At 67.3% G+C, this 17,496-nt stretch carries 11 protein-coding genes; 6 read left to right on the forward strand and 5 right to left on the reverse strand.

The annotated features are described in order from the left end of the window. The first annotated feature begins 432 nt into the window (after positions 1 to 432). Positions 433 to 900, forward strand: a complete 468-nt coding sequence (locus GQR16_RS10975) for an XRE family transcriptional regulator (RefSeq protein ID WP_246200738.1) — start codon at positions 433 to 435, stop codon at positions 898 to 900. After that, complete coding sequence (locus tag GQR16_RS10980; protein ID WP_157415172.1) at positions 897 to 1,319, forward strand: HepT-like ribonuclease domain-containing protein; 423 nt, start codon at positions 897 to 899, stop codon at positions 1,317 to 1,319. The genes GQR16_RS10975 and GQR16_RS10980 overlap by 4 nt, the downstream gene beginning before the upstream one ends. Before the next feature lie 86 nt (positions 1,320 to 1,405). Here the strand turns inward: GQR16_RS10980 and GQR16_RS10985 are convergent, their stop codons facing one another. Then, positions 1,406 to 2,059 carry a hypothetical protein gene (locus tag GQR16_RS10985; protein ID WP_157415173.1) on the reverse strand — a complete coding sequence of 218 codons (654 nt, stop codon included), beginning with the start codon at positions 2,057 to 2,059 and terminating at the stop codon, positions 1,406 to 1,408. A 327-nt stretch (positions 2,060 to 2,386) separates the two neighbouring features. Further along, on the reverse strand, positions 2,387 to 3,082 hold the full coding sequence (locus tag GQR16_RS10990) for a DUF6994 family protein (RefSeq protein ID WP_157415174.1): 696 nt from the start codon (positions 3,080 to 3,082) through the stop codon (positions 2,387 to 2,389). Between the two features lie 105 nt (positions 3,083 to 3,187). On the opposite strand from GQR16_RS10990, the gene GQR16_RS10995 reads away from it, so the two are divergent. Then, positions 3,188 to 3,463 (forward strand): hypothetical protein, encoded by a 276-nt coding sequence (locus GQR16_RS10995; protein ID WP_157415175.1) that lies wholly within the window; start codon positions 3,188 to 3,190, stop codon positions 3,461 to 3,463. A gap of 281 nt (positions 3,464 to 3,744) precedes the next feature. Here the strand turns inward: GQR16_RS10995 and GQR16_RS11000 are convergent, their stop codons facing one another. The 3 genes from GQR16_RS11000 to GQR16_RS11010 are packed head-to-tail and all read right to left on the reverse strand — an operon-like array spanning position 3,745 to position 11,181. Next, positions 3,745 to 7,137: a UvrD-helicase domain-containing protein gene (locus GQR16_RS11000; RefSeq protein WP_157415176.1), complete on the reverse strand. Its 3,393-nt coding sequence runs from the start codon at positions 7,135 to 7,137 to the stop codon at positions 3,745 to 3,747. Continuing rightward, positions 7,134 to 10,328, reverse strand: a complete 3,195-nt coding sequence (locus GQR16_RS11005) for a PD-(D/E)XK nuclease family protein (protein ID WP_170298465.1) — start codon at positions 10,326 to 10,328, stop codon at positions 7,134 to 7,136. The genes GQR16_RS11000 and GQR16_RS11005 overlap by 4 nt, the downstream gene beginning before the upstream one ends. Then, the gene (locus tag GQR16_RS11010) at positions 10,276 to 11,181 is read right to left on the reverse strand and encodes a restriction endonuclease (protein WP_211373490.1); all 906 of its coding nucleotides are present in this window, start codon (positions 11,179 to 11,181) and stop codon (positions 10,276 to 10,278) included. Before GQR16_RS11010 ends, GQR16_RS11005 begins: the two co-directional genes overlap by 53 nt. Before the next feature lie 133 nt (positions 11,182 to 11,314). On the opposite strand from GQR16_RS11010, the gene GQR16_RS11015 reads away from it, so the two are divergent. Genes GQR16_RS11015 through GQR16_RS11025 form a run of 3 tightly spaced genes read left to right on the forward strand, consistent with a single transcriptional unit; the run spans position 11,315 to position 17,464 of the window. Next, complete coding sequence (locus GQR16_RS11015) at positions 11,315 to 12,532, forward strand: DUF6361 family protein (RefSeq protein WP_157415178.1); 1,218 nt, start codon at positions 11,315 to 11,317, stop codon at positions 12,530 to 12,532. Beyond that, a complete protein-coding gene (locus GQR16_RS11020; protein ID WP_157415179.1) occupies positions 12,525 to 14,351 on the forward strand; it encodes a phospholipase D family protein in 1,827 nt (608 codons plus the stop codon). Before GQR16_RS11015 ends, GQR16_RS11020 begins: the two co-directional genes overlap by 8 nt. Then, positions 14,348 to 17,464: a helicase-related protein gene (locus tag GQR16_RS11025; protein WP_157415180.1), complete on the forward strand. Its 3,117-nt coding sequence runs from the start codon at positions 14,348 to 14,350 to the stop codon at positions 17,462 to 17,464. Before GQR16_RS11020 ends, GQR16_RS11025 begins: the two co-directional genes overlap by 4 nt. The last annotated feature ends 32 nt before the right edge of the window (positions 17,465 to 17,496 follow it).

Here is a 17,496-nt window from a genome sequence, read left to right on the forward strand (position 1 = left end):
TTTGGAATGGTATTCCAAGATTCTCGAAAGCCGCAAGAGTCACTTCAAAAGGCGGGACAAGTGGTCCTGGTGAGCGGGCTCGGCCGGACGAGTCGTTGCGAGCGGCGGCACTGGCGGGGTCAGATGAGCCAACGGCGCGAACGGCCCAGATTTCGCTCGGAGGATCGGCGAGCTCGATCGGGGGAATAGACAGGGCGCTGGACGACCTCCATCGCCCAGCGCCCTCGCGCCCGAAGATCCACTTCGCCGTGAATCCGGTTCGCAACTTCTCCGGGTGCCCCCACCAACCGATTCGCGTGTTCCCTATCAATGCGCGACCCGTGCCGATTTCTGGAATGGTATTCCACCGCAACCAGCACAACAACCCCGACCGAGGATTCCTCTCCGCGTCACTCCCTCGCCGCCGCGATATCACCGCGATATACTCGGCGTGTGACCGCCAGACAGCCGGATGCCGCAACGCTCGTGCGGCGCGCGCGCGAAGACGCCGGGCTCTCGCAGCGCGCGCTGGCGACCCTGGCCGGCATCAAGCAGCCGAACCTCGCGATGATCGAGTCGGGCGCCCGGGTGCCGAGCGACGAACTCCGGGAGCGAATCCTGCGCGCCGCCCGGATGCGGCCATCGATTCCCCTCGAACTCTTCGCCGAGCGCATCCTCGAACTCGCCCCCAAGTACGGCGTCAGTGACATCCGCGTCTTCGGCTCGGCCGCTCGCGGAACCGACACCGCCGACAGCGATGTCGACCTCCTCGTCGAGGCCGGCCCCGAGGTCGACTTCCTGACCCTCGCCGCCTTCCGCCAAGAGGTGGCTGACCTCATCGGTTTCCCGGTCGACGCCGTGGTCGACGATGACTCGGACCCGGTCGTGCGGGCCCTTCGTCGCGAAGCAGTGCCCCTGTGACCGGCGGCGACTCCGATGCACCTCGCGGCCGGTTCACCGCTCGCCCCAGAACCGACGGTGATGGTTCTGAGCGCTCACGTGAACGCCTCGCCGCAGAGGTCGCCCGACTCCGCTCGCGCTTCGAGCGCGCCACTCGTGACGGCCGCGAGGCGTTCGCTGACACCGAATCCGACGCTTACGACATCGGCATGCTCGCGGTCATCCACCTCGCCGATCTGGTGAACCGCCAACTCCCCGACGAGATCGCGGCCGCCCTGCCCCGACTCGCCCGCGACGGCCTCCGAGCCACCCGCAACATCGCCGCGCACAATTACGCCGGCCTCGACAACGCCCGCCTCTGGGAGACCGTCTCGACCCACGCCCCGGCGCTCCTCGACGCGATCGATGCCGCCTCGGTCACGTCGGACGGCCAGGCGTAGTTCTTGTTGGGTGATTGCCCGAGTGAGGCTCGCTCGCTCACCGCGCTTGAGGCGAGCGAGCACATCGGCTTCGCGGGTAAGGCTGGTCAGTGGACCTCGGAGAATCTCCACGCGGGCTCGCCGCTGAACGGAGGATTCAAGAGCCCTGGCTGAGTAGCGAGGTCCTCGAAGAGTGACGCATCGTCGCGGTCCATTGCAGGCTCCGAGAGTGACGGCAGGTATGCCTCGTCGAGCGACCTTCCAGACGCATACTTGACGAGATCTACGACGCCGCAGACACCTCGGAACTCCGAGTAAAGCAGCACCCAACGGAGTGGAGCATCGGGTTCAGCGATCCGTCCAAAGAGTTCATGAAGTCGCGAGTACGTCGCGTTGATTCGGAATCGTTGTCTCAGCGGATCCATGTAGACGCCACCCCAGCCGTGCTGGATGAATGCGGCGATCGGCCCGCTCGTCGTCACGAGATTGAGCCCGTACGAGTTCATACCGTGCCCAGCGTGGCAGAGATCGAACATTGCACCACCTTCAAGCAGCCTGTCCAGCACCGCCTTCACGTGAAACATGTAGAGGTCATCGCCTGCATCGAGGTGTCCGATGCGGTCGGTACTGGCCCAGTTCCACGGCCCGATCTTCGTGATATCGCGAAGGTCGGTGTCGCCCGTCGGCGGCACGACGAGCCCGGCCGAGGCCAGCGTCGCGAGCATCTCCATCGGTTCGACTTCCCGGTCGTCGAAGGTCATGGGACCGCCTATCTCGTCATCGAACTGGTGCCATCCTCAGTCACCCGGACTCCCGCCTCGCGAGCGGTGTGGCTCAGCCTCCCACGGATGCTGCCGTGAATCCATGTCATCACGGTTGCCACCTCTGTATCGAACGATTGCGTTGCCGCGTCGACGTCGGCACGCCGGGGGCGCACCCGTTGGTCTCGCCGCTTTGCGCGCCGCGCGCAGTGAGTCGCGGGCCTTGCGTCGAGTCAGGCGATGCGACAGTGAGCAGCCGAGGCTCCTCTCCGATTCGGGCCGCGTCACTCCGTCATCGCCGCGATGCCGCCCACGCCACGCCGCCGGTCAAAGGCCGAGGGCCGCGATACGTCGGTTACGTGCCTCGATGAATTCGAGCGTCGCACTCCGATACGCGACGTACTCGTCGAGCGCTCCCGGAACCGACCGGCCGCTAAAGTCGTCAAAGCGCATGAGGAATCGGACGCCCGAACCGTCGGCGGACACGAGGTCCTGCAGGAGGAAGAAATCGACGTACCCGGTGAAGTCCTCGAACAGTTCGAAGAAGTCCTCATACCGGGCGAGCACCGCAGCGAGCGGGCTCGGTTCGTCCAAGTAGTACCGACGAATGCACTCCAGAGTAAGGTCGAGCCGATCGGCGATCTTCCTCGTGAAGCCACGGGCGCCGTTGAGAGTCTGCCTCCCGTCGACCTTGTTGCCCGGAAAGACCATCATACCGCCGATGGTGTACGCGGCTCGCCTGAACGCCAGCACCTCCTCCGCGGGAATCTGCTCCAGGATGTGCCGCATCGTCACCCAAGTCGTGAAGGTGGGAATGCACGAGTCACTTGCCAGGACGAACTCACCGAGGTCCGACTTGTGATGCAGGTACGCGCCTTGTGTTGAGTCGTCGAGGTCGAACACACGCCCATTCGGCAGGGGCTTGCTCCAAAGCGCGCGGTGATACCTCCGCAACGTCGGGCTGTACTTGTCGGGGTCCTTGCCCGATGCGTCATTGCGGAAGTCGAACGTGGTGTCGATCATCAGCCGACCTTTCTCCTCTTCGTTGCGCTCCGCGGGCTATACGCCGAGGGCTCTGCCGATCTTCGCATTCGCTGCACTGCGCGCACGGCGATCCCCGAACGCGGCGTGACGAACATCGAGCGACTCCAGGCGCCGGCTCATGGCCATCAGCAGTGCGGCAACTCTCCGGCGATGGTGAGCTTCGAGGTCGCGAGCCTCCTCGAGCACCCTCGCTCTCGAGGCGATCGCGCGCACCTTGGTGAGCGTGTCGCGACGCCAGTCCTGATACGGGCCGTCGGGCCGGCACGCGAGCCGCTCGAACCGGTCGTCGATGATCGCGAGCCGCAGCTCGAGGGCCGCGACATCGGCGAAGAACGCCGTCCGGTCGACCTGGTGCCGTGACACACCGGCCGCCCGGAGCTGCTGCGCCATCGCTGGGCTGAGATACGAGTCCAACACCATGGTCGTCTCCTGAGATGACTCCGGACTCGGCCGAAGATCACAACAGTACGGAGACCCACCGACATTCCCCTCGGAGGCCGTAACGCCCACTCCGGCCGCCGCTAACGATTCCGCCCGCACACCCGTGTGGAAACGGATGAGGAGCGCTATTCCGTGCCTCTCTCGACCAGTGAGCGCGCCAACGGAGCATCAGATCGGCTCGGCGTGCGGCCGTGTGGTCATCACACCTCCCTGTCCGCCTCTACCCCGACGACCCTGCCCGGCAGTCCACCGCCGTCGAGGAACACCAACTGCGCCGAAGCACGCTCACCGGTCGCCGCTTCCAGCGCACGCACATACGCCCGCAGCTGGGGTCCGTAATGCACTGCGCGCTCCTCGAGCGCATCCGCGCCGGCGACTGTGTCGGTCTTGTAGTCGACGATCACGAGCGATCCATCGACGTCGCGGAAGAGCAGGTCGATGAATCCCTCGAGCACAAGGCCGTCGTCTTCCGAGGTGCCGACGTAGAGTTCGCTCCAGTGCTCCGACGCGAACGCCCGCTCCACGACCTCGGTCGCGAGTGCAGACCGTACGTATCCCGCAACGGTCGAAGCAAGCGAAGGAACCCCCTCTGCGAGGGCCTGTGATTCCGCGACCGATTCGACCAGCGAAGCGTTCCCATCGACGGCCTGCAACGTGCCGTGCACCGCCCGCCCGATGAGGTTGCCGTATCGCCCCTTCAGCCAGGGCGCGAGTTCGATGTCGCGCCCGCCCTTCGCCCGACCGGCCGCGATTTCGGCGCCTGGCTCATCTCCCGACTCGAGCGCATCGGAGATCGCCCACACCACCTCAGGCTCGGTTCCCTCGAGGCCTGATGCGGTTCGGGCCGAGGGCTGCTGCGATCGTTCACGGGCAGCGACTGTCTCCTGTGTCCACTCCTCGAACGACGTCCCGGGTTGAGCCGCCGGCGACGGTCGGCCCCCGGCATCACTCGACCCGGCGGTCACATCCGCCGCCGAGAACCCAACGGCTCCTGGCACATCCAACGCTCCGGCATCGACCAGGATCTCGGCGGCCGTCGCGACCACCGGCCGAGCCGCTCGATGCAACGACACTACGAGGTGGTCCCGCGCTCGGGTCGCCGCGACGTATAGGAGGCGGCGCCGCTCCTCGCCGTCCATCTGTTCATCGAGCGGTGCGGCATCGGCGAAGTCGTTCGTCTCGATCGGCCCCGACAGCCTGACGGCATAGCCCACTTCCGCGGTCCAGAGCAGGCGTACGCCCGACGACCGCCGCGGATGGCTGGTCATGCCGGACAGCACGACCATCCCGAATTCCAGCCCCTTCGCCGCGTGCACGGTCATGATCCGCACGACGTCGAGGTCAGTCTCGGGCAGTAGCGACTCGGCGACGCGCGCGGCATCCTGGGCCTGATGCCCGGCCCAGGCGAGGTACTCGCGCAGTCCGCCGTGCTCGACCTCCGACCAGGCCCGCGCCTGATCGATGACGAACCGGATCCTCCCCCAGTGGTCGCGCACGCGCGACGGACGCTCGGTGACGGAAGCCGCCTCGAGCACTCGCCGATCGACCGCGAGGCAGGTCAGCAGATCTGCGGGCGACATCCATCGGCTCCGTCGGGCCAGGCTACCGAGGTACCCCATCGCGCGGCCGACGGCCGTGTCGGTCAGCTCGTCCGGCACCGGCGCACCGACTGTGAAGCTCCCTCCATCGCGCTTGTGCGCGAACAAGTCGTCGTCGCCGCATCCGAACAGCGCCGATCGGAGCGCCGTGACCGCCGAGAGCTGGTCACTCGGATCGGCGATCGCCCGCGCCGCGGCCATGAGCGAGCGGACCTCGATCGACTGGTAGACGAGCGAGCTCGACTCGGCACGGTACGGAATTCCTGCGGCGTCCAAGGCCTCTTCGAGCATCGGCAGCGAGGTGCGCGACGGAATCAAGACCGCGATGTCGCGCGCGGTGAGCGGCCGCCACCGCTTCGCGACCCGGTCAAACACGGTCCACCCCTCGGCGAGCGCGGTCGTGATCACGGCAGCCACATCGGATGCCTCAGCTTCGCGCTGCGGCCCGACCGTCGTCTTCGACGGGTGCGGTTCGACGCCGAGAAGGGTCACAGCGGGCCCCTCGAGGCGGCCGTCGTTCGACCTGGTGGACCGGTGCGCGTCGAGCGACTCATACGGGGGCTGCATCCGCGGCTGCTCACGAATGACCCGACCGAACACCTCATTGATCCAGTCGACGACCGGGGGCACCGTGCGGAAGTTCGTGACCAGGGACAGACGGCGGCCGAACCACTCGCCCGCCTCGAGGTAGGTCGCGATGTTCGCGCGGCGGAAGCGATAGATCGACTGCTTCGGGTCGCCGACGACGAACAGCGATCCTGCCGGCACTTCGATGTCATGCCAGTCCGCGGCATCCGCAGCTCGTCCGCCCGCGATGCGCACCGCAAGCTCGATCTGGATCGGGTCGGTGTCTTGGAACTCATCAAGCAGCAGCCGTGGGTACTCGGCCTGGAGTCGGGCACGCACGTCAGCGTCGCGCCGCAGCAGGTCGCGCGACGCAACCAGCAGGTCGTGGAATTCCAGCGAACCGGATGCCACGCGCTCGCGCGCACCGTCGAGCACGGCCTGTGCGATCCACCGCGCAATGGGCCGCAGCGCAGCATCACCGTATTGCCCGGCGACGGCCGCGGCATTCGCCTTGAGGGCCTTGACCTCGTCTTTGAGGCCCGGCAGGTCCGGCCAGTTCGCGCCCTTGCCGCCCCTACCGATCCCGAGGTCGGCCAGTTCGCGAACGCGCGCGAACTGCTCGCCGTGGTCGACAGCCTGCCGGAATGACTCGACCCACGCTGCAACGTTCCGGATGACGCCGAGGAACAGGTCGGCGTCGTCACGGCAGTCCGCCTCAGCCTCGCTCACGAGCACCGCGTGGCGCAGCAGGCCGTCAGTGTCCGGCAGGACCATCGCGCCCCGCGGCTGCGCGAGCACGTGCGACTCGATCAGGTCCCAGTCGTTGCCGAAGGCGCGGGTGAGTGACCGGAGTTGGTCGGGCGTCGTGCCGACCTCGAGCACGAGCTGCAGCGGGTCGGCGAGATCGTCGTCGTCGAGCATGCGGCGCCACATCGTCGTCCAGCGGTCGTCGAAGGCGACGGATGACCCGACTTCGTCGAGCACCTCGACCAGCGGCGGCATGGCGGCCTGGATCGGGAAAGCCGCGAGGATGCGCTGGGCGAACGAGTGCAGTGTGCCGATCGCAGCGCCGTCGAGGTCGTCGAGGGCCTGCTGGACGATGCGCTCGAGCGATGAACCCACGCCCTGCCCATCCGTACCCGCGACAGCCGACGCCGCGGCCTCGGCGGCCGCCTCACGGTGCACCTTCTCGAACTCGGCGCGCAAACGATCACGGAGCTCGGTGCCCGCTTTCTCGGTGAAGGTCACGACCGCGGTCTTCGCGAGCGGCACGCCGTCGTGCAGCACCGAGTTGACGACACGTGCGACGAGCGCTGAGGTCTTGCCCGTACCCGCGCCAGCGTCGACGAACAGGCTCTCCGCGAGGTTCTCGCGGATCTCCGAGCGAGCCGGATCGTCGGCGAGCGGGAGGCGAGCGGCCGGGGTCATCCGCGCACCCCGTCCGACGCGTCAGAAGGCACCGCCGACGGATCGATCAGCGAGTACAGGCGCCGCAGCGAAGCATCGGTTCGCTTGCGCTCGCTGGGGCCGCGCACGTGACCGTATCCGACGCCGTCAGGGTTGCAGAACGGGCACTGTATCCACGCGAAGTCATCGGCGGACGGAGGCTTCGCAATGAAGTACCCGTCGCGAATGCCGGCGACGAGTGTGGCGAGCGCGGCGACATAGGTTCGCTCAAGCTGTTCGTCGAGCACGACATCGATGCGGTCGCCACGATTCTTGCGCCCGATGAACCAGTAGCCAGCCTCGACCCGCTCGTTTCCGAACGCGTCGCGCGCCGCGTGCGCGTAGAGCGGAAGCTGTAGCTTAGTGCCGGCGACGACGGGATCCTTCGGGATATCGCTGAATCCGCGCGCGCTGCCGGTCTTGAAGTCTGTCACGAGAAGCGTGCCGTCGCGCGTGACGTCGACACGGTCGGCACTGCCACGCATCGCGACCACGCCGCCCTCGACCTCAACCCGCACCGCGGCCTTGCCGTGCATGCCGAACGGCAGTTCGCTCTCGAGGATCCGCGAGTCGCGAGCGGCGTGCGCGGCGTCGTCGAGATCAAGCGCGAGGTCGAGGTCGCGATGCACCTGCACGCGCTCCGGCGCCCAGAGGCGCGGATGTCCCGTGAGCCCTCGCCGCTCGAAGTCGGCCATGACCGCCTCGGCGATCTCGTGCATGCGCGCACGGTGCGCGGCCGTCCACGGCTCCCCGAAATCGGGCAGGCTCGGCGACTCCTCGGTGAGCCGATCGAGCACGGTGTGGATGATCGAGCCGAGGTCCCACGGCCGGATCCGGATGATCTCCTCCGGCGTCTCGAGCGGGCGCACGCCGAGCAGACGCTCGACGAAGAACGCATGTGCGCAATCGGCGTACTTCTCGAGCGCCGTCGGTGAGACGAGGTCGGTCCCGCTCGCATAGTCGGGCAGACCGGTCGTGCCCGCGAGATTGCCGTCGAAGCGGGTGAACGCATCGACGCCACGGGCACGGATGAGGTCGAGCGCGGCGGTCAACGCCGTATCGCCTGGGAGGCCGACTTGTCTGCCGTTTGCGCTCTCCCCCACCAGATGCCGAAGCCGCCACTCCTGCTCGGTTCCGGGCCGGTCGGCGCGCGCGACGCCCTCCCAGTGCGACGCGACCGAACGCATGTGGGTGCCGGATGCCTCACTCCATCGCGTGGCCTCGAGGTCGGGTCTGCCCGTGATCGCGCGAAGCGTCGGCATGAGCCACCGGCTCGGCAGTCGTTCGGCACCGCGCCGGAGGTCGCCCCGCGGGAAGCTCGCCGTGACATCGCCGGCGGCGAACGCCGCGAGCAGTGCGCGATGCCTGCGACGAAGTCGGTCACCCGCGGTATCGAGGGCGCCGGCGGTCTGCACCCTCACCGCGTCAGGCAGGATGGGGTCGACGTGCGCGCGGCCCGGGTACAAATCCTCGGAGAGCCCGACCACGAAGACGTGGTCGGCGTCGAGCGAGAGCGCGGCGTCGATCGGTCCGACGAACACTCCGTCGCCGTACCGGCCGACCCGCGACGTGCGCCCGTCGAGGTCGACCTCGAGGATCTCGACCAGGGAGCCGAGTGTCGGTGGCATCCCGATGCCGTCGAGCTCAGCCAGCCCACCGAGTGTCTGCTCGATCGCCGTCGCGGCGCGCTGCTCTTCCTCGGGGAGCCGGTTCATCGCGTCGGAGCGCCCGAAGTACCGGTGCAACAGCGCGAGCGCCCATTCGCCGAACGCCGCCCAACCTCCGAGCGCGCGACCTTCCTCGAGACGTCGGCGCAACTCGGAGACGAATACTGCGAGTGCCTGCGACTCGGCGATCGAGCGCTCCCGATATGCAATGGAGCCGGGGCTCGCATCGGGATCGTCGCGGTCTGACACGAGCCTCGCCTGGTGGCGCGCCTCGTGATCGGCCAGCCGCCCGGCCCAGTCCCCGCCCGTAATACCGGCCTCGCGACTCAGTCGCTCCCAGCGCGTGCGCGGAACGGATGCCCCGTCCTCGCCGAGCCGGATCGGGGCCCGCCCCAACCAATCGAAGAATGCGACCCGACGCAGGTCGTCTGGATCCAGCATGAGGAGGGTGAGGAACGCATCGGCGACGGCGCGGTCGCGGAGAGGTCGCCCGCCGGGGCCGTTGGCGGCGATCCCGGCGGCCGCGAGATGGTTGTGAAGGAGCCGAGAGTATGGCACCGCTTGCGAATGGAGGACGGCGACCCGATGGGCGGCTGCGCCGTCGGCGAGCAGTGCGCGCACTTCGCGGGTGACGGCGCGGACCTCGTCATCGGAGTCGGAAGCGTGGAGGATGCGGGTGGCGTGGGCTTGATCGGGCTGCTGGGCTGAATCTGTGCCATCTGCCGCCCTGAGTTGGCCGAAGGCTGCGGCGAGCGGCTCGTCGACCTCCGTGAGGTCGGTCATGCCGAGGATCGTCATGACCGGTGGCGCGGCCGAGCCGTCCAACGCCTGGAGGAAGGCGCGTTCGACGGGAGACGGCTCGCCGGGCAAGTACACGATCACCCGCCCGAATGCGAGCGCGACGTCGATATCGCGCTGGCGGAGAAGCTGCACCGCGGCCTCGAGGACCGCGACCTCGTCTCGCCGCCCGTCGAGCGCACGCAGTGTGACCTCGTGATGCAGGCGAACGAGGTCGGCACCGAGCTCACCTGAGGCGGTGATCGCGGCGAATGAGTCCTCGTCCAATCCGCGAAGCTCATGGTGCGCGCGAACCAGCGCCCGAATGGTTGCTGAGTGATGCGCGACCGGCTCGAAACATCCGCCTGCCTGAGCCAGCCGACTCCGCCAGATCGCCGTGAGTCGAGCAGACGTCACGGGTGGCAACGTCGCACTCGCAGCAGCGAGCAGCTGCTCGGCAAGCCGGCGGAGCGTCAGGACGTTGACGGCGGCGACACCAGGGTGATCGCCGATTCCGCTCGCAAGTGCTCGGCGAGCACTGATCGCCGCAATGTTGTCGCGGACGATGATCGTGACGGGGGCGAGCGGGTTGCCCTGCTTCGCCTCCGCGACGACGGCACGAAGCTTCTCGATCGCTGCGGAGCCGAATCCGGTGTGATGTGTTCGCATCGCCGGCTCAGAGCGCCTCGAAGAAGTCCTCGTCGACGCGATACAGGACGATCGGTGCATCCGCCTGAACTCCAACCTCATGCCGCACCATGAGCTGCGCGAGGCGGTCTCCGTCGATGAGTTCGATCCTCGCATTGACCCTGCGAGCTTCCTCGATCGCGCCCTGCGTGAAGCGGCTCGAGGTGATGAAGACTCCGCGATCGCCTTGAGCACCCATCAGCGCGCCGACGAACTTTTGGATCTCCGGGCGCTGTACGACCGTTCCGTTGTAGCGCTTCGCTTGAATGTAGATCCGGTCAAGACCGAGTGGATCCTGGCTGATGATGCCGTCGATCCCACGGTCACCTGGCTGCCCCGAGTGTTCGACGACGCCGTGCTGTCCGTATCCCATCTTGCTCAGGAGCTTGATGACGAGTACTTCGAAGTCTCGAGGCGAGACCGCGAGGACCCGCTCGAGGATTTCGCCCTCGACTGCGGCACGATTCTCGGCCTCCGCAGCCTGCGCGAGCTCGAGCGGTGAGCGGTCGTCGGTCTCTGCGGTCGGGTTGGAGCTCAGGTCGGCTTTTCGAATTCGGGATCGGGACCTGAATGCGACGTACTCCGGGTAGCGCCCAAGCGCCTTCACGTCGATCCGCTCGGGGATCTCTACGAGGGCCTGACGTCCACGATCGGTGATCCTGATGTGCGCCCGCAGTGGGCGCTCGAGCAAACCCGCTTGGAACAGGTGCGACACGGCCCAGTGCGCCTTGTTGTCGAATCGTCGCTGCCCACTCGGGATGAGCTCGGCCCGCTCGTCATCGCTGACGTCGAACTCGGCACCGAGATCGTCGATGACCTGTTTCATCGGATGGACCGCACCATCCGACGTCAGCTCTAGCACGGGACGCATGAGCGCTTGGAAATCGGGAATCACGGAGTTCCTCCTCAGCGAAGCCAGCGTCGTTCGGCGTTCACCGCCGTTCCAAGGCTGGCATACGGCCGATCGATGCGCAGCAAGTCATACGCGTGGGTTGCCGCACAGCCGTCCGGGCCGGAACACTGAGCACATGCCGTCACTCATCGCTTGGCTCGACGCATCGAGCGAGGAGCAGCGTCGGATGCGCGACATCATCCGATTGTTCAGCGACCGCGAAAGCCGCGATGAGCTGGGGCTCGGTCAGATCAGGGATGCGCTCTCCGACGCACTCTTTCCGGGAACGTCGACACTGTTGACCAGGGCCCGATACCTCCTGTTCGTTCCGTGGGCCTATCAGAAGGCAGCTGGGCGCCCGAACCCGAGCGCCGACGCCGATCGCGCTGAGCGCGATGTCATCCACGCGTTGAAGGCCTCCGGGGATTACGCGGGTCTGCTCGGCATGCAGGCCGGCGAGGCGCTCAAGAACCTGCCGTCGCTCATCTACTGGTCGATGCTGCGGCACTATCGGATCCTCGCCGATGAGTCGCTCTCGCGTGCAGACGTGCTTCGATTCGATGGAATGCCGACCGGCGCAGCAGATCTCGGAGCGGCTGCACCGGCACGATTCTCGGCATGGTCGAGCGAGCTGCCCCCTGCCCCTGAGGGATTCCCGAAGACGATCCCCGATGGGTTCAGGCTCTCCACAGACGAAGCCGGCTGGCTACGGGATCGAATTCTCAACGAGGCTCCAGGGACGTTGTTCGCCCATTTCGCGATCGAGCAGCCTTCGCGCGAGAGCTTCGCACCGTGGGCGGACCCTGCGATCCACGGCCTCGGCGGCGACGCGACGCAGGTGCTGAGCGACGCCAGGGCTTTCTCGGCACTCATGCACGGCGCGCAACTCATCTACAACCTCCTGCTCGCGGAGGAGTATGAGGACGCCGGATACGACCGGGTCACCGAGCCGACATCCCGGTTCCGCGAGCAGGTCGCCGACTGGGGAGCGGAACTCCCCTCGCTGGTGGATCTGAACACGTGGAACCTCGACGGCATGCTCGCGCGGGTCGAGCTGGTGCGCGGCACGCCGATCCACTTCAAGACCCGGGCGTTCGTGCGCGACTGGTTCAGCCTGGTGCAGCAGTCGAACCCGGCGGCGCTGGCCGGCCACGAGGCCGCCCGATCCTTTATGGAGCGTCGGGAACGCGAACACAAGGGAGCGCAGGCGCGCATCGGCAATCGGGCGCGACTCGCGAGCTGGGGTGGGAGCTCGGGCGCGGGCGCCCTCGTGTATCGGTGGCCACAGGCCCGGGGCATCCTGCTCGACATCCACGATGGTCTGCAGCGAGAGAACGGTGTGGTCGATGCTTGAGCCACAATCACGTGCGGCGCTGACGGAACAGCTCAGACCTCCGTCGGGGTTCGAGCTTTCGCATGCGGTCGGCACGAGCTTCACGCTCGATCTCGCGACTGCACTCGCGATCCCGCTCTCGTTCGCGTCGCATCGACTCGCAACCGCGGACGACGCACTGGGGGTCCTGGACGCGATCCGACGAGCGGCCGACCGCATCGACGTGTTCGGCCAGGCCGGTGAGATCTCCATGGGCGCACGCTCTGACCTCGTCGCGTTCCTCGAACCAATGGTGCATCCCGTGACCGTTCGGCGCGGCCTCTTCCACCCGAAGGTGTGGTTCCTCGAGTACCGGTCGGGTGATGAGCTCGCATATCGGTTCCTCTGCGCGAGCCGCAATCTCACCGGCGATCGCAGCTGGGACCTCGTCGTGCGCCTCGACGGCCGCCCCGCCGCCGATGGGGAGCGGCGTGAGTCTGCGGCAACGAACAAGCCGTTGTCCGGGCTGCTCCGGGTTCTGCCGACGATGGCAGTGCTCTCACTCCCGGCGGACCGCCAGAAGCGGATCGAGGCCCTCGCCGACCGCTGGCGGTCGGTCGTGTGGGAGCATCCCGACTCGATCAAGCGCATGCAGTTCCATGCCTTCGGCGTTCAAGGGAGCGAAGTGCCGGACCTGCGAGGGCAGCGGGCGTTGATCATCTCACCGTTCGTCACCGACGATGGCCTTCGGATGATCCGCTCCGGCGTGCGCGCGGAGACGCATCTCCTCTCCCGAACCGAGGGCCTCGATCGTCTGTCTCCCGGGTCCCTCGATGCCCGGCTCTCGACGTACGCCCTCGACGATGCCGCGACGCAGGCCGACCTCGACGCCGACGCAGGTGCCGCATCGGCGTACGTCGCCCCGACCGAGCGGCTCGCCGGCCTGCACGCCAAGGCCGTGATCGTGGATCGGATGGACGGCGCCCATCTGTTCCTCGGCTCGGCGAACGCGACGCTCCCGGCGTGGCAGCAGAACGTCGAGGTCATGGTCGAGTTGGTCGGCTCGGTCGCGAAAGTGGGCGTTCAGGCCAGCCTGGTGGCCCTCGGAGACCTGAAGCAGACGTATGAGACCACGGGCGGCCAGGCACCCGACGAGAACGAAGAGGCAAATAGGCGACTCGAGAGATTCATGCGCTCGTTCGCGAGCCTGCGGTTGAACGTCCGGGTGGTATCGGGCGAGCGTCACGACCTGCGTGTCTGGTGTGACGCACCGGAGCACTCGACGAAGCGAGCGACGAAGGCCGCCCGTGCCGCGGCATCCGATGAATTCTCGCTCCGCTGGCACCTGCTCACCCGACCGGACCTCGGGGACACGGCACTCGCTCAGAGCGAGGCCGAGTCGACCGTGATTTCCGGCGTGCCGCTCGCCGATATCACCCCGTTCATCGTGCTCGTCGGCCGCGATGCATCCGGCCGAGAACGGCGCACGATCGTGCTGGCCCGGCTTCTCGACGATGTCGCCACGAGGCGTGACGCGGTGATCGCTCGACAACTCATCGATCGAGCGTCCTTCGTGCGACTCCTCACCCTGCTGCTCGAACTCTCCGGCGGGTGGATCGCAGAATCGGGGTCGGGAGCTGCGGGATTCTTCGGGTCGGCCGACGCATCGGGCGACGGAGCCGGTCTGTTCGAGGCACTCGTCCGAGCCGTCGGCGATGGGCACCGCGGGCTCGCCGACGCGCGCCGGATCGTCGATTTCCTCCGTTCACACGACGAGCAGGCCATCCTCCCCGACGGGTTCGAGGAACTGTGGGAACAGGTCTGGCAAGCACACCTCGAACTGGCAGGGGCAGACGCATGACCGCGGTCGACGCCGACGCCGTCATGGCCGGCCTCAAGGGGTTTCAACGGGACGCCGTCGACCACGTGATCGATCGGTTCTACGGCGAAGGCTCGGGCGCGGCATCCGGTCGCTTCCTCGTCGCCGACGAGACGGGCCTCGGCAAGAGCATCGTCGCGCGCGGCGTGATCGCCCGTGCGATCGAGCAGCTCGAGGTCGACGACTCGGTGCAGCGAATCGACGTCGTCTACGTCTGCAGCAACGCCGACCTCGCAGCGCAGAATCTGCGCCGACTCAACGTCACCGGCGACCGCCATATCGGCATGGCGACCCGCCTCACCCTGCTCGCGAAGGAGAGCTCCCGGCTCGCGGAAGTATCCGACGGCCCGGGCAAGAAGGTCAACCTCGTGTCGTTCACCCCGGGAACCTCGTTCAGCGAGGGCGGATGGCGGCAAGGAAACGCGACCGAACGTGCGATGCTCACGCTCATGCTCGACGAGTTCGCCAACGTCACCGACTCCGACCGCCGAGTCACCCGGCTGCTCATGCACGGCACCGTCCAGAGCCCGAAGCGATTCGACGATTGGTACGTGAAGCCTCTGCGCCGGGAGATCCGCGGTGAGCTGGACCCCCGCATTGTCGGATCGTTCCGGGACCACATCGAGCGAGATGGCTCGCTCGCGCGATTCGTGGAACTCCGCGATGAAGTTCGCCGCAAGCGATCGGTGCCCGACGAGCTCTGGCATCGCAACCATGACCTCATCGCGCAGTTCAGGCAGTCGCTCGCCAAGTCGGGCGTGGACACGCTCGAACCCGACCTCATCATCCTCGATGAGTTCCAGCGGTTCCGGCACCTCCTCGATCCGGAGTCGGGGGATGCCGCCGAGCTCGCCCATGCACTGTTCGAACACCCCAATGCGAAGGTGTTGCTGCTGTCGGCGACGCCGTACAAACCGTTCACGAATCGGGATGACGGAGATGACGACCATGCCCGGGACTTTCTCGCGACGATCCGATTCCTCGCCGGCGGATCACCCGAGATCACCACACAGGTCGCGTCGACATTGGGGGAATACCGTCAAGCTCTGGTGCTCGGTCACGACGCGGATGCCGCGGCGCGACGTGTGCGCGAGGCCCTCCTGCCATACATGAGCCGTTCGGAGCGCCCACCGATCGGCGTGCGTGAAGACCTGGTGCGCGTCCGTGAGCTGGCTACCGCGGCACCCACCGCGACAGACCTCCGCGAATGGGCGTCGCTCCGCGAACTCGGGCGCGCAGTGGGTTCACCGATCGACCTCGAGTACTGGAAGTCGATCCCGTATTTCGCCGGGTTCATGGACGGCTATAAGCCGGCCGAGCGCCTCAAGGCCACGCTTCAGGGGCCGGATGGCGATGCGGTGGCCGCTGCGCTCGCCTCGACCCGATCACTCGATGCCGACCGCGTCGAAGCCTTCGAGCCGGTCGACCTCGGCAACAGCCATCTGCGTGCGCTTGCCGAGGAGACCGTCGGGCAGGGCTGGTGGCGGCTGCTCTGGGTGCCGCCGACGATGCCGTACCTCGACCCGGGCCCGGTCTTCAGCCCGTTCTCGACGGGAAGTGTGACCAAGCAGGTGATCTTCTCAGCCTGGAGCGGGGTGCCCACCGCCGTCGCCGGGCTCCTGAGTTACGAAGCCGACCGTCTCGCGGCCGGCGACCGATCGCTCCTGCGTGCGAACACTCCGGAAGCCCGTCTGAGTGTTCGCCCCCGCTTGATGTACCGCCTCGCCGAGGATTCACGGCCGGCAGCCATGTCGACCTTGGCGCTGTTCTGGCCGCACCCCACCCTGGCGGCACTCGGCGATCCGCTCCGTGCGGCGCGCGAACAGAGTGGCCGTGTCTCGTCGGCCGCACTCGAGTCCGAGCTCGAAGAACGCCTCCTCGCCGGGGAGCCCGCCGACCAAGCAGCGGACGCGTTCTTCGCATACCCCGGTTCGCTCCCCCCTGGTCTGCACCGCCTCGACCCAGAGGCGCTCGTACAGCTCCGGGGCGAAGCCGAACGCATCGGCGGCCTCGTCGAGCACGTCCGCGCTGCACTGGATGCTTCGGCGCACACGCCCACCTCGCATCCAGGCCTCGCGAGGCTCGCCGCCCATGCGCCCGGTGCGATCGCCTGGCGGGCGGTGCGAAGCATCGCCGGACCGAACAGCACCGACGAGGGGGTCTGGGTCGCGGCATTCGCGCTCGTACGAGGCATCCGATCGTTGTTCAACCGAACGGAGTCGACGGCCCTGCTGGTCACCCTCTACGGCGACACGCAGCCGTACTGGCAGAGCGTGCTCGACTATTGCGCTGACGGCAACCTGCAGTCGGTTCTCGACGAGTACCTCTTTCAGCTGCACAGCGAAGAAGGTGGTGGCGACCTCGGCGACGACGGGTTGCTGAGTCTGGCTCGCCGGGCCGTCGAGGCCCTGGAGCTTCGCCCCGCGCGATACCTGGCCCGCGACAACGCACCGGAGCGGAACGAGATTCCGCTCATGGCCCGGTTCGCGCTGAGGTACGGTGGGCGTCTCGCGACCGATGACGACCAGTCGGGTGTTCGCCAAGGTGAGGTTCGGGCCGCCTTCAACAGCCCGTTCGCCCCGTTCGTGCTCGCCTCGACGAGCGTCGGCCAAGAGGGGATCGACTTCCACTGGTGGAGCCATTCAGTGGTGCACTGGAACCTGCCCACGAACCCGGTCGACTTCGAGCAACGTGAAGGACGGGTCAACCGGTTCGCCGGCCACGCGGTACGTAAGAACGTCGCCGAGGCGCATTGGGGTGACGTTCTGGCATCAGACGATCAGTCTGCGTGGGGGGCGGCGTTCAATGCCGCGACCAGGGTCTCCAACGATCTCGGCGAGTTCTCGCCGTGGTGGATGTACCCGGGAAGCACTCGCATCGACCGCGTGCTGGCGCGATACCCCCTCAGCCGGGACATCCAGAAGTACGAGCGGTTGCGCGACGCGCTGACGCTCTACCGGCTGACGCTCGGCCAGCCTCGGCAGGAGGACATGGTCGAGCTGCTCGCGAAGCGCGGAGTCGATAGCGATGGCGTGCCGACGATCGATCTGCGGCCGCCACGGGCGCCGTGTCTTGCGGTATCGCCAGAAGCCTGACCGTCGCGGACTTGCAGGACCGGCGTGTGACC

Source organism: Agromyces allii, assembly GCF_009749385.1.
Classification (GTDB): Bacteria; Actinomycetota; Actinomycetes; order Actinomycetales; family Microbacteriaceae; genus Agromyces; species Agromyces allii.